18 protein-coding genes are annotated in these 23,471 nt (G+C 59.1%); 16 read left to right on the plus strand and 2 right to left on the minus strand.

All coding sequences use genetic code 11. From position 1 onward, the window contains the following. Positions 1-347 precede the first annotated feature (347 nt). The 15 genes from glnE to AC3ISI_RS02420 all read left to right on the plus strand — a co-directional run bounded on the left by glnE (position 348) and on the right by AC3ISI_RS02420 (position 18,317). Positions 348-3,287, plus strand: coding sequence for a bifunctional [glutamate--ammonia ligase]-adenylyl-L-tyrosine phosphorylase/[glutamate--ammonia-ligase] adenylyltransferase (gene glnE, locus AC3ISI_RS02350; RefSeq protein ID WP_489335302.1), 2,940 nt, complete (start codon positions 348-350; stop codon positions 3,285-3,287). Positions 3,288-3,463: 176 nt separating this feature from the next. Continuing rightward, positions 3,464-4,498 (plus strand): lipopolysaccharide heptosyltransferase II, encoded by a 1,035-nt coding sequence (waaF, locus tag AC3ISI_RS02355; RefSeq protein WP_489335303.1) that lies wholly within the window; start codon positions 3,464-3,466, stop codon positions 4,496-4,498. Position 4,499: 1 nt separating this feature from the next. Beyond that, positions 4,500-5,561, plus strand: a complete 1,062-nt coding sequence (gene waaC, locus AC3ISI_RS02360; RefSeq protein ID WP_489335304.1) for a lipopolysaccharide heptosyltransferase I — start codon at positions 4,500-4,502, stop codon at positions 5,559-5,561. Further along, on the plus strand, positions 5,561-6,682 hold the full coding sequence (locus tag AC3ISI_RS02365) for a glycosyltransferase family 4 protein (RefSeq protein ID WP_489335305.1): 1,122 nt from the start codon (positions 5,561-5,563) through the stop codon (positions 6,680-6,682). Before waaC ends, AC3ISI_RS02365 begins: the two co-directional genes overlap by 1 nt. Then, positions 6,682-7,488, plus strand: coding sequence for a lipopolysaccharide core heptose(I) kinase RfaP (gene rfaP / locus AC3ISI_RS02370; protein WP_489335306.1), 807 nt, complete (start codon positions 6,682-6,684; stop codon positions 7,486-7,488). The genes AC3ISI_RS02365 and rfaP overlap by 1 nt, the downstream gene beginning before the upstream one ends. Further along, positions 7,488-8,222: a lipopolysaccharide kinase InaA family protein gene (locus AC3ISI_RS02375; RefSeq protein WP_489335307.1), complete on the plus strand. Its 735-nt coding sequence runs from the start codon at positions 7,488-7,490 to the stop codon at positions 8,220-8,222. Before rfaP ends, AC3ISI_RS02375 begins: the two co-directional genes overlap by 1 nt. Beyond that, positions 8,219-8,971, plus strand: a complete 753-nt coding sequence (locus tag AC3ISI_RS02380; RefSeq protein ID WP_489335308.1) for a lipopolysaccharide kinase InaA family protein — start codon at positions 8,219-8,221, stop codon at positions 8,969-8,971. The genes AC3ISI_RS02375 and AC3ISI_RS02380 overlap by 4 nt, the downstream gene beginning before the upstream one ends. Next, positions 8,971-10,422 (plus strand): lipopolysaccharide kinase InaA family protein, encoded by a 1,452-nt coding sequence (locus AC3ISI_RS02385; protein WP_489335310.1) that lies wholly within the window; start codon positions 8,971-8,973, stop codon positions 10,420-10,422. Before AC3ISI_RS02380 ends, AC3ISI_RS02385 begins: the two co-directional genes overlap by 1 nt. A gap of 145 nt (positions 10,423-10,567) precedes the next feature. Beyond that, complete coding sequence (locus AC3ISI_RS02390) at positions 10,568-10,903, plus strand: YceK/YidQ family lipoprotein (RefSeq protein WP_489337614.1); 336 nt, start codon at positions 10,568-10,570, stop codon at positions 10,901-10,903. A 163-nt stretch (positions 10,904-11,066) separates the two neighbouring features. Beyond that, positions 11,067-12,824, plus strand: coding sequence for a carbamoyltransferase family protein (locus tag AC3ISI_RS02395; protein ID WP_489335311.1), 1,758 nt, complete (start codon positions 11,067-11,069; stop codon positions 12,822-12,824). Next, a complete protein-coding gene (locus AC3ISI_RS02400) occupies positions 12,808-13,938 on the plus strand; it encodes a glycosyltransferase (RefSeq protein WP_489335312.1) in 1,131 nt (376 codons plus the stop codon). The genes AC3ISI_RS02395 and AC3ISI_RS02400 overlap by 17 nt, the downstream gene beginning before the upstream one ends. Then, positions 13,938-14,834, plus strand: a complete 897-nt coding sequence (locus AC3ISI_RS02405) for an antimicrobial resistance protein Mig-14 (protein ID WP_489335313.1) — start codon at positions 13,938-13,940, stop codon at positions 14,832-14,834. Before AC3ISI_RS02400 ends, AC3ISI_RS02405 begins: the two co-directional genes overlap by 1 nt. An 8-nt stretch (positions 14,835-14,842) precedes the next feature. Continuing rightward, on the plus strand, positions 14,843-16,285 hold the full coding sequence (locus AC3ISI_RS02410; protein WP_489335314.1) for a PIG-L deacetylase family protein: 1,443 nt from the start codon (positions 14,843-14,845) through the stop codon (positions 16,283-16,285). After that, a complete protein-coding gene (locus AC3ISI_RS02415) occupies positions 16,282-17,436 on the plus strand; it encodes a glycosyltransferase family 4 protein (protein ID WP_489335315.1) in 1,155 nt (384 codons plus the stop codon). Before AC3ISI_RS02410 ends, AC3ISI_RS02415 begins: the two co-directional genes overlap by 4 nt. Next, complete coding sequence (locus AC3ISI_RS02420; protein ID WP_489335316.1) at positions 17,433-18,317, plus strand: glycosyltransferase; 885 nt, start codon at positions 17,433-17,435, stop codon at positions 18,315-18,317. Before AC3ISI_RS02415 ends, AC3ISI_RS02420 begins: the two co-directional genes overlap by 4 nt. 63 nt (positions 18,318-18,380) lie before the next feature. Here AC3ISI_RS02420 and AC3ISI_RS02425 read toward each other — a convergent pair whose 3' ends face one another. Further along, positions 18,381-19,598, minus strand: a complete 1,218-nt coding sequence (locus AC3ISI_RS02425; protein WP_489335317.1) for an acyltransferase family protein — start codon at positions 19,596-19,598, stop codon at positions 18,381-18,383. Next, positions 19,598-21,460: an O-antigen ligase family protein gene (locus AC3ISI_RS02430; protein ID WP_489335318.1), complete on the minus strand. Its 1,863-nt coding sequence runs from the start codon at positions 21,458-21,460 to the stop codon at positions 19,598-19,600. Before AC3ISI_RS02430 ends, AC3ISI_RS02425 begins: the two co-directional genes overlap by 1 nt. 156 nt (positions 21,461-21,616) lie before the next feature. Between AC3ISI_RS02430 and msbA the strand changes: the two genes are divergently transcribed. Then, a complete protein-coding gene (gene msbA, locus AC3ISI_RS02435; protein ID WP_489335319.1) occupies positions 21,617-23,419 on the plus strand; it encodes a lipid A export permease/ATP-binding protein MsbA in 1,803 nt (600 codons plus the stop codon). Positions 23,420-23,471: the final 52 nt, after the last annotated feature.

The following is a 23,471-nucleotide window of genomic DNA, read 5'->3' on the forward strand; positions in this document are numbered from 1 at the left end:
TGCCTGAGTTTGCGACTGGCCTTGTGGGCAGACGATATAAATTCTTGGATTGCCGAGAGGTTGTTCCGGCGGCGTGTAGTTTTACTACAAATCTTCGGGCATTTCAGCCTTTCGAATGTATATACGAGTAGTAAAACTACAGATGAATGGCTTGTGGCCTCCGGCTGCGTTGTGAGAATAATCGTTAAGGTTGGTCTTTTACCAACCACAAAAGGTGAAAGCTTGATGTTCGCTGCCAAAAATAAAGAATTTTCAGCTATTTCTAACTTTTGTTCGACAGTCCTCCACGTAGTGCAATATGAAAATTCACTACATGCAGGCGTCTCCACGCCGATCAAGGATAGACCATGAGCCTCCCTTCGCTTGCTGAACTGCCCGGCATTCTCCTGCCGTTTGTCACCCGCGCCGAGCAGGCGTTCCGAACCGCCGTTGCGGCACTTGAAGACGATCATGGCCTGTCGGCCTGGACACCTGAACGCTGGGCACAATTTGCCCGCGTCACTGCGTCCAGCGACTTCGTGACTGAACAAAGTGTGCGTGACCCTTTGATGTTGCTGGCGCTGGTGCAGTCCGGTGAACTGGACCGCAGTTTCGCCGCCGGCGAGTTGTGCGGGCAGATTGCGGCGGCAGTAAATGCAGCGGAAACGGAAGACGAACTCGGCCGCGTCTTGCGTCGCCAGCGCACCCGGCATCAGGTGCGGATCATCTGGCGCGACCTGACCCGTCAGGCCGACCTGGTCCAGACCTGTCGCGACCTCTCGGACATGGCCGATGCGAGCATCGATCAGGCCTATCAGTGGTTGTACTCGCGTCATTGCCAGCAGTTTGGCGTACCGACCGGCCGGCGCAGTGGCGAGCCGCAGCAAATGGTCATCCTCGGCATGGGCAAGCTCGGCGCCGTGGAGCTCAATCTTTCGTCGGACATCGACCTGATCTTTGCTTACCCCGAGGGCGGCGAAACCGTCGGCGTGAAGCGCTCGCTGGATAACCAGGAATTCTTCATCCGTCTGGGCCAACGCCTGATCAAGGCGCTGGATCCGATGACCGTCGACGGCTTCGTGTTCCGCGTCGACATGCGTTTGCGGCCATACGGTTCGGCCGGTGCATTGGTCTTGAGCTTCAATGCGCTGGAGCAGTATTACCAGGATCAAGGTCGCGACTGGGAACGCTACGCGATGATCAAGTCGCGGGTGGTGGCCGGCGATCAAGTGACCGGCGCGCAATTGCAGGACATGCTGCGCCCGTTCGTTTACCGGCGTTACCTGGACTTCTCGGCTATCGAAGCGCTGCGCACCATGAAGCAACTGATCCAGCAGGAAGTGCGGCGCAAAGGCATGGCCGACAACATCAAGCTCGGTTCCGGCGGCATTCGTGAGGTCGAGTTCATCGCCCAGGCCTTTCAGCTGATCCACGGCGGTCGCGACTTGAGCCTGCAACAACGCCCTTTATTAAAAGTACTGAACACGCTGGAAGGGCAAGGTTATCTTCCGCCGGCGGTGATCAGCGAGTTGCGCGAAGGCTACGAATTCCTGCGTTACACCGAACACGCGATCCAGGCGATTGCCGATCGTCAGACCCAGATGTTGCCAGATGGCGCAGAAGATCAGGCGCGCATCGCCTTTATGTTGGGGTTTGCCGACTGGGACGCTTTTCATGAGCGGCTGATGTATTGGCGTGGCCGCGTGGCCTGGCACTTCGCTCAGGTCATCGCCGATCCCGACGAAGAAGAAGGCACTGAAAGCGAAGTGGTGGTGGGCGGGGAATGGTTGCCGCTGTGGGAAGACGCTCAAGACGAAGACGCGGCTTGCCGTCAGTTGGAAGAGGCTGGTTTCAAGGAGGCTACCAAGGCCCTGAAAGCTTTGGCCGGCCTGCGCGGCAGTCCCCAACTTCGGGCGATGCAGCGTTTGGGGCGTGAGCGCCTTGATGCCTTTATTCCGCGCTTGCTGGCACAGGCCGTCGAGCATGCCAATCCGGATCTGGTGCTGGAGCGCGTGCTGCCGCTGGTTGAAGCCGTGGCCCGTCGATCCGCGTATCTGGTGTTGCTGACCGAAAACCCCGGCGCGCTGCGACGTTTATTGACCTTGTGCGCCGCGAGCCCGTGGATCGCCGAGCAGATCACCCGTTTCCCGCTGCTGCTGGATGAATTGCTCAACGAAGGCCGGTTGTTCAAGCCGCCCTTGGCGCCGGAACTGACCGCCGAATTACGCGAACGTCTGATGCGGATTCCCGAGGACGACCTCGAACAACAAATGGAAGCCCTGCGTCATTTCAAGCTGGCGCACCGCTTGCGGGTCGCAGCCTCGGAAATTGCCGGCAGCCTGCCGCTGATGAAAGTCAGCGATTACCTGACCTGGCTCGCCGAAGCGATTCTTGAACAAGTGTTGGCCCTGGCCTGGCGCCAGACTGTAGCCAAGTACGGCACGCCGTTACGCACTGACGGTAAGTTGTGCGATCCCGGCTTCATCATTGTCGGTTATGGGAAAGTCGGTGGGCTGGAACTCGGGCATGTTTCGGACCTGGATCTGGTGTTTATCCACGATGGCGATCCACTGGCAGAAACGGACGGGCCGAAACCGATTGATGGTGCGCAATTTTTCACCCGGCTCGGGCAGCGGATCATTCACTTGCTCACGGCGCAGACCAACTCCGGTCAGCTGTACGAAGTGGACATGCGCTTGCGGCCTTCGGGCGCATCGGGGTTGCTGGTGAGTTCGCTCGGTGCATTTGCCCGTTATCAGGAGACGGAGGCCTGGACCTGGGAGCATCAAGCGTTGGTACGGGCGCGGGTGCTGGTGGGCAGCGAGGATGTCGGCCGGACATTCGAGCAGGTCCGCGCGGCGATACTGGGCAAGAAGCGAGACCTGGCGACCCTGCGCCAGGAGGTCAGTGAGATGCGCGCGAAGATGCGCGATAACCTTGGCACTAAGAGTACGGCGGCCGGGACCGGGGCAAATGCCTTCGAAGCCACGGCGCCGTTTGATCTCAAGCAGGACGCCGGAGGTATCGTCGATATTGAATTTATGGTGCAATACGCGGCCTTGGCGTGGTCCGGAACGTGCCCGTCATTGCAGCGTTGGTCTGACAATTTCCGCATTCTGGAAGAGCTGGAACAGGCCGGGCTGATGCCCGCCGAAGACGCCAGCCTGTTGCGCGAGGCCTATAAGGCCTACCGCGCCGCCGCTCACCGGCAGGCCTTGCAGAAGGACGCCGGGGTGATACCGGGCGACCAGTTCGCGGATGAGCGGCGACAGGTCATGCGAATCTGGCGTGAGCTGGGGCTAAGCTGAAACAGGATAGTAGTAACACCCAATACCCAATGTGGGAGCGAGCCTGCTCGCGATGAGGCCGTCACATCCAGCCTGTATGCTGACTGTCACGCCGCTCCCACAGTAGATCTGCAGTGTTTTGTAGAATTCTCGAGGCGGGGAGGCGTATGCCTCCCCGGTTCGTTTTTGGAAACCACATGAAAATTCTGATCGTTGGGCCCAGTTGGGTCGGTGACATGGTGATGGCGCAGACACTGTTTCAGTGTCTCAAGCAGCGCCACCCGCAATGCGAAATCGACGTCCTGGCCCCTGAGTGGAGCCGGCCGATCCTGGAGCGCATGCCCGAAGTTCGGCAGGCCTTGAGCTTTCCGCTCGGCCACGGTGCCTTGGAGCTGGCGACCCGTCGGCGCATCGGCAAATCCCTCGCCGGCCAGTACGACCAGGCGATTCTGCTGCCCAATTCGCTGAAGTCGGCGCTGGTGCCGTTCTTCGCCGGCATCCCTAAGCGCACTGGCTGGCGTGGCGAGTTCCGCTACGGCCTGCTTAATGACGTGCGCACGCTGGATAAAGAACGTTATCCGCTGATGATTGAGCGCTTCATGGCCCTGGCCTATGAGCCCGGCGCCGAACTGCCGACCCCTTATCCACGTCCGAGCTTGCAGATCGACCCGGTCACCCGCGAAGCGACGCTGGCCAAATTCGAACTCGCCCTCGACCGCCCGGTGCTGGTCCTGTGCCCAGGCGCCGAGTTTGGCGAGGCCAAGCGCTGGCCGTCCGAGCATTACGCCAAGGTCGCCGAAGCGAAGATTCGCGAAGGCTGGCAAGTCTGGTTGTTCGGCTCGAAAAACGATCACGCTGTGGGCGAAGAGATCCGCGCTAGGCTGATTCCCGGTCTGCGTGAAGAGGCGGTCAACCTCAGTGGCGGCACCTCGCTGGCCGAAGCTATAGATCTGATGTCCTGCGCCGACGCGGTGGTGTCCAACGACTCCGGCCTGATGCATGTCGCCGCGGCGTTGAACCGCCCGTTGGTGGCGGTCTACGGCTCGACGTCACCGGGCTTTACTCCGCCGTTGGCCGAACACGTCGAAATCGTGCGCCTGGGCATCGAATGCAGCCCGTGCTTCGATCGCACGTGCCGTTTCGGACATTACAACTGCTTGCGCCAGCTCATGCCGCAAGCCGTGAACGAAGCCTTGCAGCGGTTGCTAGGCACTGTGGTCGAGGTCAAATAGTTTGCGGGTTCTGCTGATCAAGACTTCCTCGCTGGGCGACGTGATTCACGCGCTGCCGGCACTGACCGACGCGGCACGGGCGATTCCCGGCATCAAATTCGACTGGGTGGTGGAAGAAGGCTTTGCCGAGATCCCGACCTGGCACCCGGCTGTGGCCAAGGTGATCCCGGTGGCGATCCGCCGCTGGCGCAAGAACCTCTGGCAAACCATCAAGAGTGGTGAGTGGAAGCGCTTCAAACAAAGCGTTCGCGCTGAAAAATATGATCTGGTGATCGACGCCCAAGGCTTGCTGAAAAGTGCCTGGCTGACGCGCTACGTCAAGGCGCCGGTTGCGGGGCTGGACAAGGATTCGGCACGTGAGCCGATGGCTACACGCTTCTACTCCCGTCGCCTGGCAGTGGGCCGTGGGCAACACGCAGTGGAGCGAGTGCGTCAATTGTTCGCCCTGGCCTTGGGCTACGACTTGCCCAAAGGCTTGGGCGATTACGGCCTGAGCGTCGAGCGACTGGTGGAGCTGCCGCGCAAGAATCCTTACGTGTTGTTCCTGCATGGCACCACGTGGGACACCAAACACTGGCCGGAAGCCTACTGGCGTGAGCTGGCCGAGCGCGTCGGTTATCTGGGCGTTGCTGTGAAGCTGCCGTGGGGCAATCCAATCGAGAAAGCCCGGGCCGAGCGCATCGCCGCCGGTTTCCGCCACGTCGAAGTGTTGCCAAAGCTGAACCTGGCCGGTGTTGGCAAGGTATTGGCCGGCGCACAGGCTTGTGTGGCGGTGGACACGGGCCTCGGTCATCTGGCCGCCGCGCTCGATGTACCGACCCTGTCGCTGTTCGGCCCGACCAATCCGGGCCTGACCGGCGCCTACGGCAAGGCGCAGATTCACATCGCCAGCGACTTCCCCTGCGCACCGTGCCTGCAAAAAAAATGCACTTACCAACCGACGGACCAGGATGCCCGTCAGTTTGACCTGAAACGCGAGTGGCCCCTGTGCTTCACGCGTCTGAATCCCGAGCGTGTCGCGACCCGACTGAGCACGTTGTTACTGGCTGAGGAGCTGCGCTGATGCAATTGGCATTCGTTTTGTACAAATACTTTCCGTTCGGGGGCTTGCAACGCGACTTCATGCGTATCGCCCTGGAATGCCAGCAGCGCGGCCATCAAATTCGTGTCTACACGCTGATCTGGGAAGGCGACGTTCCGCCGGGTTTCGAAGTGCTGGTGGCGCCCGTCAAGGCGTTCTTCAACCATCGGCGCAATGAAAAGCTTAGCGAGTGGATGGAAGCGGATCTGGCCAAGCGCCCCGTGGATCGCCTGATTGGTTTCAACAAGATGCCGGGCCTGGACGTTTACTACGCCGCCGACGGCTGCTTCGAAGACAAGGCGCAAAACCTGCGTCATTCTCTGTACCGCCGTTGGGGCCGCTACCGGCACTTCGCCGAATACGAGCGTGCCGTGTTCGCCAAGGACGCCAAGACCGAAGTGCTGATGATTTCCGAAGTGCAGCAGCCGCTGTTCATCAAGCATTACGACACGCCGCTGGAGCGTTTTCATTTGCTGCCACCGGGCATCTCTCAGGACCGTCGCGCGCCGGCCAATGCTGCCGAAATTCGTGCCGGATTCCGGGGCGAATTCAACCTGAAAGACGATGAGTTGCTGCTGGTGCAAATCGGTTCCGGGTTCAAGACCAAAGGTGTGGATCGCAGCCTCAAGGCGCTGGCCGCATTGCCCGCTGATCTGAAGAAACGCACCCGGCTGTTTGTAATTGGCCAGGATGACCCCAAATTATTCCAGATGCAGAGCGCCACCTTGGGGCTCGGCGACAACGTGACGTTCCTCAAGGGCCGCAGCGATATCCCGCGTTTCCTGCTCGGTGCCGATCTGTTGATCCACCCGGCGTATAACGAAAATACCGGGACCGTGCTGCTCGAAGCCTTGGTGGCGGGGCTGCCGGTGTTGGTCAGTGCGGTGTGCGGTTATGCCCATTACATCGTCGAGGCCGACGCGGGGCTAGTGTTGGACGAGCCGTTCGATCAGGCCCAACTGACCCAGTACCTGACCGGTATGTTGAACGACGCTCAAGCACGGGCGGCCTGGAGCCGCAACGGTCTGGCCTTCGCCGAGACGGCCGACCTCTACAGCATGCCGCAGCACGCGGCCGATGTGATTCTGGCGGAGCACGCTTAATGAAGTTGATGCTGGCTGAACCGTTCAAGAGCCTTTGGGCCGGACGCGATGCGTTCACCGAAGTCGAAGGCCTCGAAGGCGAGGTTTACCGTGAACTGGAAGCGCGCCGGACCTTGCGCACTGAAGTGAACGGCAATGGTTTTTTCGTGAAGATTCACCGGGGCATCGGCTGGGGCGAGATCTTCAAAAACCTGCTGACGGCCAAGCTGCCGGTCCTCGGCGCAGGTCAGGAATGGAAGGCCATTCAGCGCCTGCAAGAAGTTGGTGTGCCGACCATGACCGCCGTCGCTTATGGCGAGAAGGGCAGCAATCCGGCGGATCAGCACTCATTCATCGTCACCGAAGAGCTGGCGCCAACCGTCAGCCTCGAAGACTTCAGCATCGACTGGATCAAAAATCCGCCCGAGCCCAAGCTCAAGCGGGCGCTGATCGCCGAAGTCGCGCGCATGACCGGCATGATGCACCGCGCCGGGGTCAACCATCGCGACTGCTACATTTGTCATTTCCTGCTGCACACCGACAAACCGGTAACGGCGGACGATTTCAAACTCTCGGTGATCGACCTGCATCGTGCGCAGACCCGCCCGGCAATCACTCAACGCTGGCGCAACAAAGATCTGGCGGCCCTGTACTTTTCGGCCCTGGACATTGGCCTGACCCAGCGCGACAAATTGCGCTTCCTCAAGGGTTATTTCCAGCAGTCGCTGCGCCAGATTCTGGCTGAAGAAGCGTCGCTGCTCACCTGGCTTGAGGGCAAGGCCAATAAGCTTTATGACCGTAAACAGCGATATGGGGATGCACTCTGATGGCGGGTTGGAAACTGGAGCCCGCTTATAGCGATCTGGCAGAAGATTTCGGCAGTCTTGATGCGGTGTTTGCGTTGCAGGGGGAGCGGCTGACCCGAGATCTGTTATCCGAGGTCATTCGCGTCAATCGCAATGGCGTTAATTACTACGTCAAACGCTACATCGGCGCCGGCAAAGGCCTGCGCCGTTACCTGGGCAAACCTCGGGTGAAGGCCGAATGGCAGAACCTCAAACGCTTCGCCAAGTGGGGCATTCCCACCGCCGAAGTGGTGGCCTGGGGGCTGGAGCGGCGTGGCGCGGCCTACAATCGTGGGGCGATGATCACGCGCGAACTGCCGAGCACGGAAGACCTGTCGGCCCTCGCTGAGCGGCACGACCCCAAATTGTCGGACCGTGCCTGGGTCGACTCGGTCAGTCGGCAGTTGGCCGGTTATACCCGGACCATGCACGACCACCGTTTCACACATAACGATTTGAAGTGGCGCAATCTGCTGATCGACGATCAAGCCCGGCTGTTCCTGATCGATTGCCCCAATGGTGATTTCTGGCATGGCTTCTGGCTTAAATACCGGATAACCAAAGACCTGGCCTGCCTCGACAAAGTGGCCAAATACCACCTGTCGGCCACCCAGCGCCTGCGCTTTTATCTTCAATACCGTCAGCGTGACCGGCTAAATGCCGCCGACAAGAAACGGATCCGGCACGTGGTGAGATTTTTCGAGGGACGCGAATGACTGATTTCCTGGCCGCTGAAGACCGTGCGCTGCTTGAGCGCCATGGCCTCGGCACGTTCGATGCGCTCTGGGCCAAACAGCTCGACGCCGTGGATGAGCCCAACACCGTCGGCGGTGGCTGGAGCAGCGTGTTTCGACTGGATCTGGAAGGTCGTGGTTACTACCTCAAGCGCCAGAGCAACTACCTGACGCGTACCTTTCATGCGCCCTTCGGTGAACCGAGTTTTGCCCGTGAGTTTCGCAACATCAGCCGCTATCAAAAGCTGGGCATACCGGCGCTGCAAGCGGTGTTTTTTGGTGAGCGCAAAGTCAACGGTGAAGTCCGCGCGGTACTGCTGACCCGCGCGCTGGACGGTTGGGATGACCTCGATTCGCTGTTGCAGCGCTGGTCGAGCCTGACCGAAACGCAACACTCGTCCATTCTCAAAGCCTGTGGCGTTCTGGCGCGACAGCTGCACGGCGTGCGTCAGGTTCATGGCTGTTTCTACCCCAAGCATATTTTTCTGCAAGCCACGGGCGACGGTTATCAGGCTCAGTTGATCGACCTGGAAAAGACTCGACCGCTCCTGTTCGGTCAACGTGACCGGGTCAAGGACCTGGAACCGTTACTGCGTCGCGCGCCCGAGTGGACCGAAGCGCAATTGCGCGAGATGTTGGCAGTCTATGTCGATCAGCCGCAGAACAGTTCGCTGGTGGATAGTTGGGTTTCGCGTCTGACCGCGCGGCGCAGTCACAAGGAGAAGCGTTGATGCGCTTGTCCGAACTGAAAGGCGCCGGCCGCAGCCCGAGCCTGCCGATGAGCATTTCGCTGGCCGATGCTGCCGGCCCGGCCGAATTGCAGCTGCTGAGTTTGCTGCGGGTCTTGCCGGGGCAGCGCTACGTCGGTGCCGGTGTCTGGCGCGGCCGCCCGGTGTTGGCCAAATTGTTGGTCGGCAGCAAAGCCGCCCGGCATTTCAAGCGTGAACTCGACGGTGTGCGCTTGCTTGCCGATCAAGGCCTGACAACGCCGCAATTACTGGCCGATGGTCTGAAGGAAGGCGAGGGCGGCTGGCTGTTGTTCGATTTCCTCGAAAACGCCGAGAGCCTGGGGGATACCTGGAAAAAAGTCGAACACTTGCCAGTGCTGGCGGATATGCAAGGCGCCGTGCTGGCCGAGGCGTTGGGCGCTATCGGTCAAATGCATCGCAAGGGGCTCTGGCAGGAAGACCTGCATTTGGACAACCTCTTGCGCCAGCGTGGTCGGTTGTACCTGATCGATGGCGGTGGCGTCTGTGTTGAAACGCCGGGACAGCCGCTGTCACGAAACAAAGTCCTGGAAAACCTCGGCGTGTTTTTTGCGCAGCTGCCCAAGACGCTGGAGCCGTTCACCGAAGAGTTGCTGGTGTATTACCTGTTGAGCAATGGCGAACATGCCCTGCCGATGGAGGCCTTGCAGAAGCAGATCGACAAAGTGCGCGCCTGGCGCTTGAAGGACTTCCTGATCAAGGTCGGCCGCGAATGCACGCTATTCAGCGTCCAGCGCGGAGCGTTTGCCTTGCGCGCGATTCGTCGCGAGGAAGAAGCGGCAATGTTGCCGGTACTGGAGCAGGCCGACGCGTTGCTCGATCAAAGTCATCTTTACAAGACCGGCGGCGCCGCGAGTGTTGGAAAGGTTGAGGTTGACGGTCGGACGCTGGTGATCAAGCGCTACAACATCAAAGGTTTTGCCCATTGGCTCAAGCGCTTCTGGCGCCCGAGCCGTGCCTGGCACTCGTGGCATGAAGGCAATCGCCTGGCGTTCCTCGGCATTGCCACCCCGAAGCCGCTGGCCTTGCTGGAGAAGCGCTTTCTCTGGCTGCGCAGACGGGCTTATCTGGTGACCGAGTATTTGCCAGGGCCAGATATCATCGAACGTTTCGCGCCTTACGTAGAAAGCGGCGACGCTCCTGAGGCGGAGTTGCTGGCGCTGGATCATTTGTTTGCCGAGTTGATTGGCGAGCGCATCAGTCATGGTGATTTCAAGGGCCACAACCTGTTCTGGCAGGCCGATCGCTGGGCGTTGATTGATCTGGATTCGATGTGTCAGCACGCCTCGCTGAGCAGCTTTGCCCCGGCCTATGCGCGGGATCGGGCGCGGTTCATGCGTAACTGGCCTGAAAGTAGTGCGCTTTATCGGGTCATTGATCAGCGCCTTCCCAAGGGAATCTCCGGCGCTGCCTGAATGGGACCTTCGGTCCTTTCGCGAGCAGTCATCCGAGGTTAGGGGACAAGTTTTTATGAATCTTCCTACATGATCTACAGAGCCCATGAACTGTGCCCTGAATAGCCATGATGCTAGTTTGCCTGACGTTCACGGAGGGCAGATTTTGACGATAAAAATGGCTATTGCGATCAGTACTTTCTCACTCGCACTCACTGGTTGCGGCACCGCTGTCACGGTGCTGCAATCTGACGAAGACGCAGCGCGAAGACTGAGAAAACAAAAAACCTACTGCCAGTCCATCCCGCGCATTTACAGCGGACTGGCCTATGATTTCTGCTACTTGAATGCTCCGCCTGAACCCGGCGGCTACCTTGCATCCTTCGTATTGCTGGACCTGGCCTTGTCCGGTGTCCTCGACACGGTTTGCCTGCCCTACACCTTTTACCGCCAGGTTACCGAGGGCAATCTCGGTATTTACCGTCAAGCGGGCCGTGGGTAAGCCGTGCGCTACGCTGTCGTCCAGGTGAGGCAATAAGCGCTGGGTCATTCCCGTCATCTTTAAGCTATAATCCCGCCCTTTAGCTGTCTCTCGCCGCTTGCGAGGGCACATTATTTTTTGAGGCGCTTGTCGCCTGCATGCAGACTAAAGAGGCTAGACCCCTGTGGCATTGACGATTCTTGGCCTGTCCGGCGCCCTTAGCCATGATCCTTCCGCAGCCTTGTACATCGACGGCAAGCTGGTCGCGGCGGCTGAAGAAGAGCGCTTTGTGCGCGATAAACATGCAAAGAACCGCATGCCCTACGAATCGGCGAAGTTCTGCCTGGAACAGGCGGGCATCAAGCCGTCCGACGTTGATGTGGTGGCGATCCCCTTCGCACCGATCAGTATTTTCGGCAAGGCTCGCTGGCAGTACGCCAAGCGTTACTGGTACGCCCCGGACCGCGCGCTTGACGCGATCCTGATGGGCAACCGTCGCTACAAGCGTTATCGCAACAAGATTGTCTGGTGCCTCGAGCAACTGGGTTTCGATCCGAAGAAAATCAAGATCGAGCCGGTCGAACACCACCTGGCCCACGCCTCCAGTGCTTACCACTGCTCCGGTTTCAAAGAGAAAACCGCGATCCTGGGGATCGACGGCAAGGGTGAGTACGCCACGACCTTCTTCGGTTACGGCGAAAACGGCAAGATCCACAAGATCAAGGAATTCTTCGATCCGGACTCCCTCGGCGGCCTGTATGGCGCGATTACCGAGTTCCTCGGTTTCGATATGCTCGATGGAGAGTTCAAGGTCATGGGCATGGCGCCGTACGGCGACGCCAGCAAATACGATTTCTCGCGCCTGGCTTCGTTCGAAAACGGCGAGCTGGTGATCAACACCGACTACGCCAACGTCATCGGCCTGCGTCGTTACAAAGAGAAAGGCAAAGGTTACTACTTCTCGCCGAAACTGATCGAGTGGCTGGGTCCCAAGCGCGAAGGCGACATCGCCGACGAGCCTTACATCCACTACGCGGCGAGCATTCAAGCGCTGTTCGAAAAAATCTCGCTGCAGATGATCGACTACTACTTGGGCGACGTGCTCAAGGAAACCGGCAAGCTGGCCTACGCCGGTGGCTGTGCGTTGAACGTCAAGCTGAACCAGAAAATCATCGCCCGCGACGACGTCAAAGAGCTGTTCGTGCAGCCTGCGTCCGGCGACGCCGGCACGGCGGTCGGCGCGGCGGCGTATGTGTCTAACGCCCGTGGCGTGCCGGTCGAGAAGATGGAACACGTCTACCTTGGCCCTTCGTACACCAACGAAGACGTGCTCGCTGCCTGCGCCCGTCACCCGAGCAAACCGGTCTGGCGCAAGCTCGACAACATGCCGGAAAACATCGCCAAAATAATGGTCGACGGAAACCCGGTGGCCTGGTTCCAGGGGCGCATGGAGTTTGGTCCGCGCGCCTTGGGTGGTCGTTCGATCATCGGTTGCCCGAGCGCCGTTGGCGTGGCTGACCGCATCAACCACCAGATCAAGTTCCGCGAGCGCTGGAGGCCTTTCTGCCCGTCGATGCTCGACACCGTTGCTCCGCAGATGATCAAGATCGATCACCCGGCGCCGTTCATGACCTTCACCTTTGAAGTGGCTGAAGAGTGGAAGACCCGTGTGCCGGAAGTTGTCCACGAAGACGGTACGTCCCGCGCCCAGGTACTCAAGCGCGAATACAACCCGCGCTACTACGACATGATGAAAGCGCTGGAAGTACTGACCGGTAACGGCGTGTCGCTGAACACCTCGCTGAATCGTCGTGGCGAGCCGATGATCTGCTCGCCGACCGATGCTCTGAACATGTTCTTCGGTTCCGATCTACAGTACTTGATCATGGAAGACATCCTGGTGGTTAAAGAAGGCGCGGACGCATATGACTCGCTCGGCTGAACGCCATGTGCTGCAGTTCTGTCACGGGTATGACGGCCCGTTTCTGGACTGTGCCCGGCAGTACGCCAGCCTGTTCGCGGGGACTGGCTATCGAGTGACCACGGTCTTTCTGACCGGGGCCGCCGACAGCGATGTCGCTGCGGGCTGCGCTTCTGATGAAGTGCTGTTCATGGAATACAGCTCCAAGGCCATTCGTGGCCTGAAGCTGGGCGCCATCGGCGATCTGCGCAAGATCGCCGCCTCGCGCAACTTCAGTTTCTGCATTGCCCACCGTTTCAAGCCGATCTACATCGCCTTGCTCGGCACTTCGCTGCCGGTCATCGGTGTGCATCATGCGTTTGGCGACTACAAACGCGGCAGCCGCAAACTGTTCGCCCATATTTTCCGCAAGCGCCTCAGCCTGCTCGGAGTCTCCGATGCCGTGCGTGACGACATGCGCAGCTGCCTGCCGAAATGGCCGGCCGGGCGGATTCAGACGCTCTATAACCGTATCGATGTGCCTGCCATGCAGACCAGTCAGGTCTCAGCTCGCGAGGCTCGGGAAACCCTGGGTCTGTCAGCGGATGCCTGGATTGTCGGCAATGTCGGGCGGTTGCACCCGGACAAGGACCAAACCACGCTGCTGCACGGTTTTGCCCTGGCATTGCCGCAACTGCCGGCCAACAGCCAACTGGTGATACTCGGTAGCGGTCGGCTGGAACAGGACCTCAAGGAACTGGCCCGCGAACTGGGCATGGGTGATCGGGTGCTGTTCCTCGGCCAAGTACCCGACGCCCGTCGCTATTTCCGTGCCTTCAATGTATTTGCCTTGAGCTCCGATCACGAGCCTTTCGGCATGGTGCTGCTGGAAGCCATGGCTGCTGGCGTGCCGTTGCTCGCTACGGCTTGCGGTGGCGCCAGGGAAGTCGTTGAAGGGGTCGGCATCCTGTTCCCGTTGGGCGATGCCGAGCGTCTTGCTCAAGGCCTGCAACATCTGGCCGCCATGGACGAGCAGCAACGTCATCAGTGTGCCGAGATGATGCTCGACCGCTTGCGTGAGCATTTCTCCGACCGCGCGGTACGCGATGCGTTCTGGCATTTGCCACACGTCACAGAACTGGCACCGAGGGGCTGATGCTCAACCGATTTCAAGGCTGGCGCGAACGTGGCTGGACGTTGGTCGACGCCTCGACTTATGCACAGACCTGGCAGCGTTTTGGCGGTAGCGTCGCGACTCATCCCATGGTGGTTGAGCGCCTGGCGCAGTTGGCCGAGATCCCGGTCCGTTACCTGGCCTGGGAGCAGAACGGTGAAGTGAAAGCCGCAATCCCGACCTGGGGGCGCGACCTGGCACTGTCCAAAGACGTACTCAAACGCCGTGGTAAAAAAGGCCTGTTCGACCTCGGCAATGCCGAGGTGATCCTGCCGGCTGCCGCCGATGCACAAGCCGCGCTGCGCCATCGCGTGCGTTATTTGTCGGCACTGAGCGAAGGCCGTTTCACCGATATCAAGCTCCAGGCCGAACAACTGGCCATGGCGCGCACGCCGGAAGAACTGTCGAAAAAATTCCGCTACAACCAGCGCCGTGAATTGCGTCTGCTGGAAGAAGCCGGCGGCGTCGTGCGGCCGGTCGCCGAGTTTTCCAGTACTGAGCTGGCGGCGATTTACTGCGACCTGTTCCAGCGCCGTTGGGGCTTTGCGGCAACGGGTGCCGAGCGCATGGGTGAGGTGATCGAACTGCTGCGGGACTTGCTGATCGGCTCGGTGATTTTCCTCAACGATGCCCCGATCGCCATTCAACTGGTCTACCGCGTCGAAGCGCCGCAATGGATCAGCGTCGAGTACATCAACGGCGGCGTCGATCCCGAAACCCGAGAGTTCAGCCCCGGCAGCGTGCTGAGTTTCCTCAACACGCAAAGTGCCTGGGAGCACGCTCGCGCCCTCGACAAGCCTTTGCGGTTTTCCTTCGGCCGCGCCGACCGGGAATACAAAGACCGCTGGTGCAATCCTGTGCCGGTTTTTACCGTGTGAGTGAACCCATGAGCCGCAAACAGCAACTGCTCAAGCGCCATCGGCGCAACAAACGCATCAGCTTGTTGATCGCGCTGGTGCTGTTGATTGCCCTTGGCGTGCTGGTGGCCTGGTGGCTGCCGTTGGTGCTTGCCGTGCTGGGCTGGATTGCCCATGAGGCCTGGTTCGCCGACCACCTGTTTTATTCCCCCAAAGACGATTACCAATACAGCTTCCCGCCTTACACCTCGCAACCCAAGGTGCACCTGGACGGCGAGTGTTTGCGGCTGGATGACGGTGTAATGCTGGTCGACGACGCCACGCTGGTGTTGGCGCTTCGGGTCAAAAGTAGCTGGCTGGGCCGCTTTATCGATCCAGTGGTGGAGCTGTCGGGTGGCGATAACCCGGACCGTCAAACCTTTGAGCGTGGCGTCAACGGCCTGCGCTATCTGAACCTCAGTGGTCAGGCGCAAGTGCTGTCGCGCGGTGAGTTGCGCCTGCGTGGACGCTTCTGCCGACTGCTCGGCGAGCCGGTGTTGTGGGCGCTGGAGCACCCCGACTTCCGCCGGCAACGGGTGATGGTGATTGCGCCTCACGCCGACGATGCCGAACTGGCTGCCTATGGTTTGTACAGCCAGGCTGATGAAGCCTGGATCGTGACACTGACCGCCGGTGAAATCGAAGCCGAACACTACCAACAGATCGGCCTGAACAAGGTCGAGGCGTCGCGGCTCAAGGGCCGTTTACGCGCGTGGGACAGCATCGCGGTGCCGCGTTGGGCGGGCGTGCCACAGACTCATTGCGTGCAATTGGGTTACTTCTGCCTGCAACTGGCAGCCATGCAGGCCGCGCCGGCGCAACCGGTCGCTTCGCGGGAAGCAGATCTGAGCGACACCCGCCTGTTTCGCCAGTTGAACCCGTTTGCCCTACCGGGCGATGCCGACGGCGCACCGACCTGGAACAACCTGCTGGCCGATCTGCGTGCAGTACTGCTGCGTGCGCGACCTGAAGTGATCGTACTGCCGCACCCGACCCTCGATCCGCATCCCGATCATATCTGTGCCCAACAAGCGGTTCTTGAAGCCTTGAAAGGCCTGGAATGGCAGCCGACCACACTGCTCGGCTACGCCAACCATTTGCACGACAACGACCGCTGGCCAATGGGCGACGCCGGTCATGGCATCGCATTGCCGCCAGCCTTCGACCCGGCCACGCCGATGCAGCCTTGCTGCTTGCCGCTGTCGCTGGAAATTCAGCGCGACAAAGCCATGGCGTTGGGCATGATGCATGACCTGCAGCCGTCGATGCCGCTCAAGCGACGCCTGCGCCGGTTAATCCAGCGGATACTGGCCAAGCGCAAGCCGCCGGCCTACGGCGAAAACGAATTCTTTCGCAAAGCCGTTCGGCGTCACGAGCTTTTGTGGATACTCAAGCACACACCAATCAACGCTTCTCAGCGGGGAGAGTTATGAGCCAGCGGCTAAAGGTTCTGCAATTGCAGCCTGACTACAACGTCAAAGCCCATGATTTTGCCGACCTCGCGGAGCAGATCGTCAAGGCGCTGCCCAGTGATCGCTACGAAGTGACGGCGGCGTTCCTGCGCGGCAAGCCGGGGCCGGGTGAGGCTATAAGCCGGGCCGACCGTTCGGTGTACTTCGAGTTTTCCGACAAGTCCCTCAAAGGCATGCGCTTGCGGGCGATGTGGACACTGTACAAATTTTGCCGCGCGGAAAAATTCGACGTGGTGATCTGTAACCGCTTCAAGCCCGTGAACATGATGCTGACGCTCAACCGCTGGTTGAAAGTGCCGCTGTGCATCGGCATTTCCCACGGTTTTGGTGAGTACGACCGGTTTTACCGGCGACGCCAGACCCAGCGCCTGATCGATCGTCACTGGCGTTTTGTCGGTGTGTCGCCGGCGGTCAAACAGTACCTACTGGACTGCGACTGCGGTTTTACCGACCAGAACACGTTCGCCATTACCAACGCCATCGACATCGAGCAGGCTGAAGGATTGCAGCACAGCCGTGAGCGTGCCCGCGAATTGTTGGGTATCGATCCGTCGGTACGTTTGATTGGCGCTCTGGGGCGTCTTGTACCGGTCAAGGGTCACACTTATCTGTTGCAGGCGTTTGCTGCGCTCAAGGACAAGTACCCGAACACTCAATTGGCGATCATTGGAGCCGGCCGCGAAGAGTCGCGCCTGAATGCCGAAATCGAACGCCTGGGCCTGACCGGGCGCGCGCACCTGCTGGGTTTCAAGGAAATCGCCTTGCAGTACATTCGCGCTTTCGATATCTGGACCATGCCATCGTTGGCGGAAGGCCTCGGGTTGGCGCTGCTTGAAGGCATGAGTGGTCATTTGCCAGTGATCGCCTCCAATGTGCCCGCCATGTTGCCGCTGATTGAAGGGGCGGGTGGACTGGCGATTACACCCAAGGATGTACCGAGCCTGGTTGCGGCGCTGGATACTTACCTCGGGCTGTCGGATGACGAGCTCAAGGCCAAGGGTGAGCAGGCTTTCCGTTATCTGCAGGCACAACACGACATTGAGGTGTTCCGTCAGGAATACCTGAACCTGATTGACTCCGGCCTGGAGCAGGCCCGCAAGGAAAAACCATGAGCGCCGCGCAACCTCTTGTCACGGTCATCATCGCGTCGTACAACCACGCTCGATACATCGAGGAAAGCATTCTCAGCGTCCTGAACCAGACGTATAAGAACATCGAATTGTTGGTGGTCGACGACGGTTCCAAAGATGACAGCGTCGAACGCATCAAGGTGCTTCAGGCGCAATATGGATTCGATTTTCGGGTTCAGCAGAATCAGGGGCTGACCAATACCCTCAATGGCGCCATCGCCCGTTCAAAGGGCAGTCTGATTGTGCCGTTCGGTTCTGACGACATCATGCTGCCAGAGCGCATCGCCACTCAGGTGGCGCATATGGATGGCAAGCCCGAGGTTGGTATCTGCGCCGGCAATATCGAGCTGATCGACGCCGACGGTAATCTGTACCCAGAGAAGCGTCAGCGTCGTGATGTGCCGTTTCGTCGCCTGGACTTCGATGACATGTTTCTGGAGCGTAAACCCTATCCACCTGCTCCGACCCTGATGATCCGCCGGGAAGCGCTGGACAAGGTGGGCGGGTTCGATCCGAACATTCGCCTGGAAGACTTGCTGATCGAACTGAAGGTGACCCATGCCGGTTACTTTATCGATGGCCTGAATGTGTTGATGGCGCGCTATCGCAAACACGCCACCAACTCTTACAAGAACCACCGCTTCATGATCGACAGCATCCTGCGTACCTACGCGCTGTTCAGCGATCACCCGCTGTACGACGAGGTTCGTTACAAGTTTCTCAGCTCAATGTTCCTCAAGACCGCCAACCGTGACCGCAAGCTGGCCCGCGAGCTACTGGCGCAGATCCCGTTCAAGGCCTGGAACAAGAAGACCTGGCGCGGTCTGGGGCGGCTGTACTTCTCGCCGCTGGAAAAAGACTGACCCAACCTCGATGCGCTCTATGTAGCCGCTGGCGAAACCGCGGCTACAAGAGTTGCGTCAGCTTCAGCGAGCGATTTCCTCTGCCAGACTCTTGTCGGCTTTTTTGCGTCGACGTAGCCACAGCAAGACGTTTTTCCCGGCCGTTATGCCCGGTTTCTCGATGTAGAGGAACGTCAGGCTGCTGATGATGATCAGCAGGCAGCTGCACAGGGCCAACAGGGGCAGAAAGGTCCAGATGTCCCGAACATCCAGATCAAGCAGTAGCGGCAGGCGCTGGATGAACACCCACAGCACAAAACCATGCAGTAAATAGGTGCTGTAGCTGATTTCACCGAGCCAGCGAATGCTGCGTGGTTTCAGCGCGCCGAACAGGGTGTTTCCAGACGCCACAATCACGAAAAACAATGACATGAGCAGCAATGGCTTCAAGCTGAAAGCACGGTTGAATGCCGTGAAGGCAATTGCCAATGCCAGCAGCGCGATAATCCCCGCCATTCGAGTCTGGCCCCAGGCCACCAGTTTCGGTCGGCGAACCCAGTACGCAGCGCCGATGCCGCCGAGAAAGCTCGCCAGAAAATGTTTTTTCAGCGAGTGCTCCAGGCCGACCAGTTCATACAGGGCGTAAATGCCGATCAGGCACAACACCGTTTGCTTCCAGCTGCCTCGATAGATAAACACCATGGCGGCGAGGGGCAATGCCAGATAGAAAAACACCTCGTAACCCAAGGTCCAGGTGACGTTGGAGATCAGCACGCCGGTTTGGTAGTACTGGTTGACGTCCGGCCGGTCGAAGGTCAGCCAGGCCAGGATCTGGCCGACGAACTGGAGCCCGGAGTCCTTGAGTTCCCAGTTCTGCAGGTAGAACACCGTGACAAACACGATCAGCATCAGCGGCAAATACAGCGGATACAGGCGAAACAGGCGCGATACCGCAAAGGCCAGCCAGTCGTGTTGACGTCCTTGGGTGAGTAGTCGGTTCCAAAACAGGAAACCGGTGATCATGAAAAACAACGCGACACTGCCTTGGCCGAGTTGTGAGTAGAAATTGCTCGGCGGAAAATCAAACACACCTGTGCGCAGGAAGATCAAGGTAATGATCGCATGGTGTATGAACACGCCGAACGCCAGATAACCCCGTAGACCATCGATGCTGGCATAACGGCTTTCACTGGAGTGTTCGATTTGACGGGCGATTTTCGGCACGGCGCGCAATAGCAGCGCGGCGGTCACAATGGCTAGCAGATAACCTGCTAGTGCAATGAGAGGATTGGTTTCAGTCATCAATGAGCCTTGACCGGGGAGCTCCCGGTCAGCACTTGTCTGTGCAGGTTATCAACAGCAGATTTCGATGCTGTCATGGCATAACCCTGAAGCAGTGCTTCAAAGTGTTCTTCGAACAGCCAGCGCTTGTCTACGGTGTAACGCTGCATATGGCGCAGGTTGCGCTGACGCAAGGCCAGGCTCAACGCAGAAGGGTAAATGCGCAGGTCGGCCACATCGATCAAGCCAAACTCGCCATCTTCAAGCACCAGTACGTTACCCAGGTGCAGCGAACGGAAATAGATGCCTTGTTCATGCAGTTGAGCCATGAACTTGCCGAAACGCTCCACCAGCGCCTCGCGCACCGCGGGTGCGGTTATTCCTTGCAGGACCTGGCGCAGCGTATTACCCGGCAGCGGCGAATAGTGCACGGCGCTACTGCCATCTGCAAGGCGATAAAGGTCAAGAATCGGCGGGGTCGGGACCCCCAGGCTGCGCAGTTGCTCGCTGTTGACGGCAAAGCGTTCGGAGTAGGGGTTGAAACTCCCCGAGGTGTACCAGCGACGACTGCGAAACAGTTTGAGGAAGCTGCCATCGAGCAGGCGCAAGACCTTGGGGCCCAGGCCATCTTCCTCGATCACCTGCGCATTGGCGGTCAATTGTTGCAGGGCCGTTGGCGTCAGTGTCTTGATGGGCATCGCCAGCAGGCGCCTGGTGCGCTGGTTGATGCTGAGTGCGACGATCAACGCCAGTGGAATCCACAGCAGGAACCAGTGCTCCTTGGGTCGGGAGATGATACCTCCGCCCTCGGTCAGGCCGGCGCCGATGCCGAATACCAGCCAGGTCGAGGCGATGATAAACAGTGGTTGCAGACGATTGCGCCAACTGCTCAACAAACTCCAGGCCTGGAAAAACAACCACGGCAGCAAACCTAAAATACCGACGTAATAGAGCACGCCCAGGGCAAAGCTGTGGGGTTCCTGAAAGCTGATGCCGAGGCCGGGGTCGATGGCTAGATCGGCACTATAACCATGACCGATCCATGGGTGATCGGCTATTTTTTTAATGGCCAGTTGCCAGATTTCGAAGCGGTAAGAGTCGCCTCGTTCAATGATCATTCGCGCAAACAGCACATAAACCGTGACTGCGCTGGCAACCAATGCGCCCAGCAATACGACGGAGCGACGGTTCCAGCAAATGAAAGCCAGCCAGAGCCCCGCCATCGTCAGAGCAACCAGAGGTGTTCTGGAGCCGGTGGCGATCACGGCGGCGAACATGATTGCCATCGCCGGAACACTCAGCCAGAGCATCTGGCGGCGCTTGCAGGTCATGCTCATGCTCAGCCAATAGGCCGCGTAAAAGCCGTACATGTGCGAGCTCAGCAACGGGTTGTCGAACGCACCGCCACCGATCAAGCGCAAGCCTGGCTCATACATGCGGGCGAATATGTACAGGTCGTGGACGGTACCGACCAGTCCGACCAATGACGCGGCGAACAGCAGGGGATGAATGATTTCGCTGCGATAGCGCACCAGCAAGTAGCAGCCAGCGAACAGCAGCAGGGTATGCAGCGGTGCTTTGAATTGACTGGAAAAGCTGTCCTTTCCCGGTGCCCAGCACAAACTTATCAGCGCCCAGGTCGCGAACACCAGCACGGCAATAAAGATCGGATCCCGGCCCAGCTCCTTGAGTTCGCGGGGGCGCAGACACAGGGCGATCAGCGCCGGAATGCTGAACAGACCATAAAAAAGTTTGTGGTGCAGACTTCGGCCCGGCAAGAAGAACAATGCGCATAGAAGCAAGAGATAGCCAAGTGGAAGAATCCAGAGGCAAATGAAATCGAAAACTCGATTTGACACACTATTGAAACCGCTGAGTTGCATGCTGAGAGATTCAATCCTGAAGTTGATCGGGTATTTCGGGGTGATGGCTATTTGATGCTTAATTCGGTGCCTAACAATAACAGCCTTTAGCCGATTGCCAGAACCCTGGAGAAGCTGTGCTAAAGTCAGCGTCCTTTTTATCGACAAACGCGTGATATGGCCGACTCCAGTCTCTCCGCAAGCCCATCGAGCTTGAAAATCTACTTCCGCCTGCTCGGCTATGTCCGGCCGTACATCAGTCTGTTTCTGATCAGCATTGTCGGCTTTTTGATTTTCGCTTCGACCCAGCCAATGCTTGGCTACATCCTCAAATACTTTGTCGATGGCCTGTCCAACCCTGAGGCCGTGCTTTTCCCAACGGTGCCTTACCTGCGCGACCTGCAACTGTTGCAGGCTGTACCGTTGCTGATCATCCTGATCGCAGCGTGGCAGGGGCTGGGATCATATCTGGGCAACTACTTTCTGGCCAAGGTTTCCCTCGGGCTCGTCCATGATTTGCGCGTGCAGCTGTTCAATAACCTGCTGGTTTTGCCCAATCGCTATTTCGACAAGCATAACTCGGGTCATCTGATTTCACGCATCACCTTCAACGTGACGATGGTCACCGGGGCGGCCACAGATGCGATCAAGGTCGTAATCCGTGAAGGCATGACCGTGATCTTCCTGTTTGCCTCGCTGCTGTTCATGAATTGGCGCCTGACGCTGGTCATGATCGCCATCCTGCCGTTGATCGCTGTCATGGTGCGCACCGCGAGCAAGAAATTCCGCAAGCAGAGCAAGAAAATCCAGGTGGCCATGGGCGACGTGACCCACGTGGCGTCGGAAACCATCCAGGGTTATCGCGTGGTGCGCAGCTTTGGCGGTGAAGTCTACGAAGAGAAGCGTTTCTTCGCAGCCAGTCAGGGCAACACTGACAAACAACTGCGCATGACCCGCACCGGTGCCATCTACACGCCGTTGTTGCAACTGGTGATCTACACCGCCATGGCGGTGCTGATGTTCCTGGTGCTGTTCCTGCGTGGCGATGCGTCGGCCGGTGACATGGTTGCCTACATCACCTTGGCCGGCCTGTTGCCCAAGCCGATCCGCCAGTTATCCGAAGTCAGCTCGACTATCCAGAAAGGTGTGGCGGGCGCCGAGAGCATTTTCGAACAGCTGGACGTTGCGCCCGAAGTCGATACCGGCACCGTCGAACGCGATGCCGTCAGCGGTCGCCTGGACGTGCGCAACCTGAGCTTCACCTACCCTGACACTGATCGCCAGGTACTTAATGACATCAGTTTCTCGGCCGAGCCTGGGCAAATGGTGGCACTGGTCGGACGATCAGGCAGCGGTAAGTCGACCCTGGCCAACCTGATTCCACGCTTCTATCACCACGACAAGGGCGAGATCCTGATCGATGGTGTTGAAGTGGAGCAGTACAAACTGCTGAACCTGCGCAAGCATATCGCCCAGGTGACCCAGCATGTGACGTTGTTCAGTGACACGGTGGCCAATAACATTGCTTATGGCGACCTGGCGGGCGCACCTCGTGACGCGATCGAAAGAGCCGCGAAAGATGCCTACGCGATGGACTTCATCGCGCAGTTGCCCCAAGGCCTGGACACCCAGGTCGGCGAGAACGGCGTGCTGCTGTCCGGCGGTCAGCGCCAGCGCCTGGCCATTGCACGGGCGCTGTTGAAAAACGCACCGTTGCTGATTCTCGACGAAGCCACCTCGGCGCTCGACACTGAGTCGGAGCGCCATATCCAGGCGGCGCTGGACCAAGTGATGAAAGGCCGGACCACACTGGTAATCGCTCATCGTCTGTCGACCATCGAAAAGGCGGACCTGATTCTGGTAATGGATCAGGGCCGGATTGTCGAGCGCGGCACCCACGCCGAGCTTCTGGCGCAAAATGGTTACTACGCCCGCCTGAACGCCATGGGCCTCGACGCCCCGGCTGAAGACATCGCCTGACCCTCGGCATTGGTCAGTTTTAATGACAGCCTGAAAAAAATGCAGCCTGAGG

This window comes from Pseudomonas sp. GL_139_B, from assembly GCF_057834475.1.

Coding starts and splice junctions, on each gene's coding strand:
- glnE (WP_489335302.1), top strand. CDS start 348: ATGAGCCTCCCTTCGCTTGCTGAACTGCCCGGCATTCTCCTGCCGTTT.
- waaF (WP_489335303.1), top strand. CDS start 3,464: ATGAAAATTCTGATCGTTGGGCCCAGTTGGGTCGGTGACATGGTGATG.
- AC3ISI_RS02365 (WP_489335305.1), top strand. CDS start 5,561: ATGCAATTGGCATTCGTTTTGTACAAATACTTTCCGTTCGGGGGCTTG.
- rfaP (WP_489335306.1), top strand. CDS start 6,682: ATGAAGTTGATGCTGGCTGAACCGTTCAAGAGCCTTTGGGCCGGACGC.
- AC3ISI_RS02375 (WP_489335307.1), top strand. CDS start 7,488: ATGGCGGGTTGGAAACTGGAGCCCGCTTATAGCGATCTGGCAGAAGAT.
- AC3ISI_RS02380 (WP_489335308.1), top strand. CDS start 8,219: ATGACTGATTTCCTGGCCGCTGAAGACCGTGCGCTGCTTGAGCGCCAT.
- AC3ISI_RS02385 (WP_489335310.1), top strand. CDS start 8,971: ATGCGCTTGTCCGAACTGAAAGGCGCCGGCCGCAGCCCGAGCCTGCCG.
- AC3ISI_RS02400 (WP_489335312.1), top strand. CDS start 12,808: ATGACTCGCTCGGCTGAACGCCATGTGCTGCAGTTCTGTCACGGGTAT.
- AC3ISI_RS02405 (WP_489335313.1), top strand. CDS start 13,938: ATGCTCAACCGATTTCAAGGCTGGCGCGAACGTGGCTGGACGTTGGTC.
- AC3ISI_RS02410 (WP_489335314.1), top strand. CDS start 14,843: ATGAGCCGCAAACAGCAACTGCTCAAGCGCCATCGGCGCAACAAACGC.
- AC3ISI_RS02415 (WP_489335315.1), top strand. CDS start 16,282: ATGAGCCAGCGGCTAAAGGTTCTGCAATTGCAGCCTGACTACAACGTC.
- AC3ISI_RS02420 (WP_489335316.1), top strand. CDS start 17,433: ATGAGCGCCGCGCAACCTCTTGTCACGGTCATCATCGCGTCGTACAAC.
- AC3ISI_RS02425 (WP_489335317.1), bottom strand. CDS start 19,598: ATGACTGAAACCAATCCTCTCATTGCACTAGCAGGTTATCTGCTAGCC.
- AC3ISI_RS02430 (WP_489335318.1), bottom strand. CDS start 21,460: ATGCAACTCAGCGGTTTCAATAGTGTGTCAAATCGAGTTTTCGATTTC.
- msbA (WP_489335319.1), top strand. CDS start 21,617: ATGGCCGACTCCAGTCTCTCCGCAAGCCCATCGAGCTTGAAAATCTAC.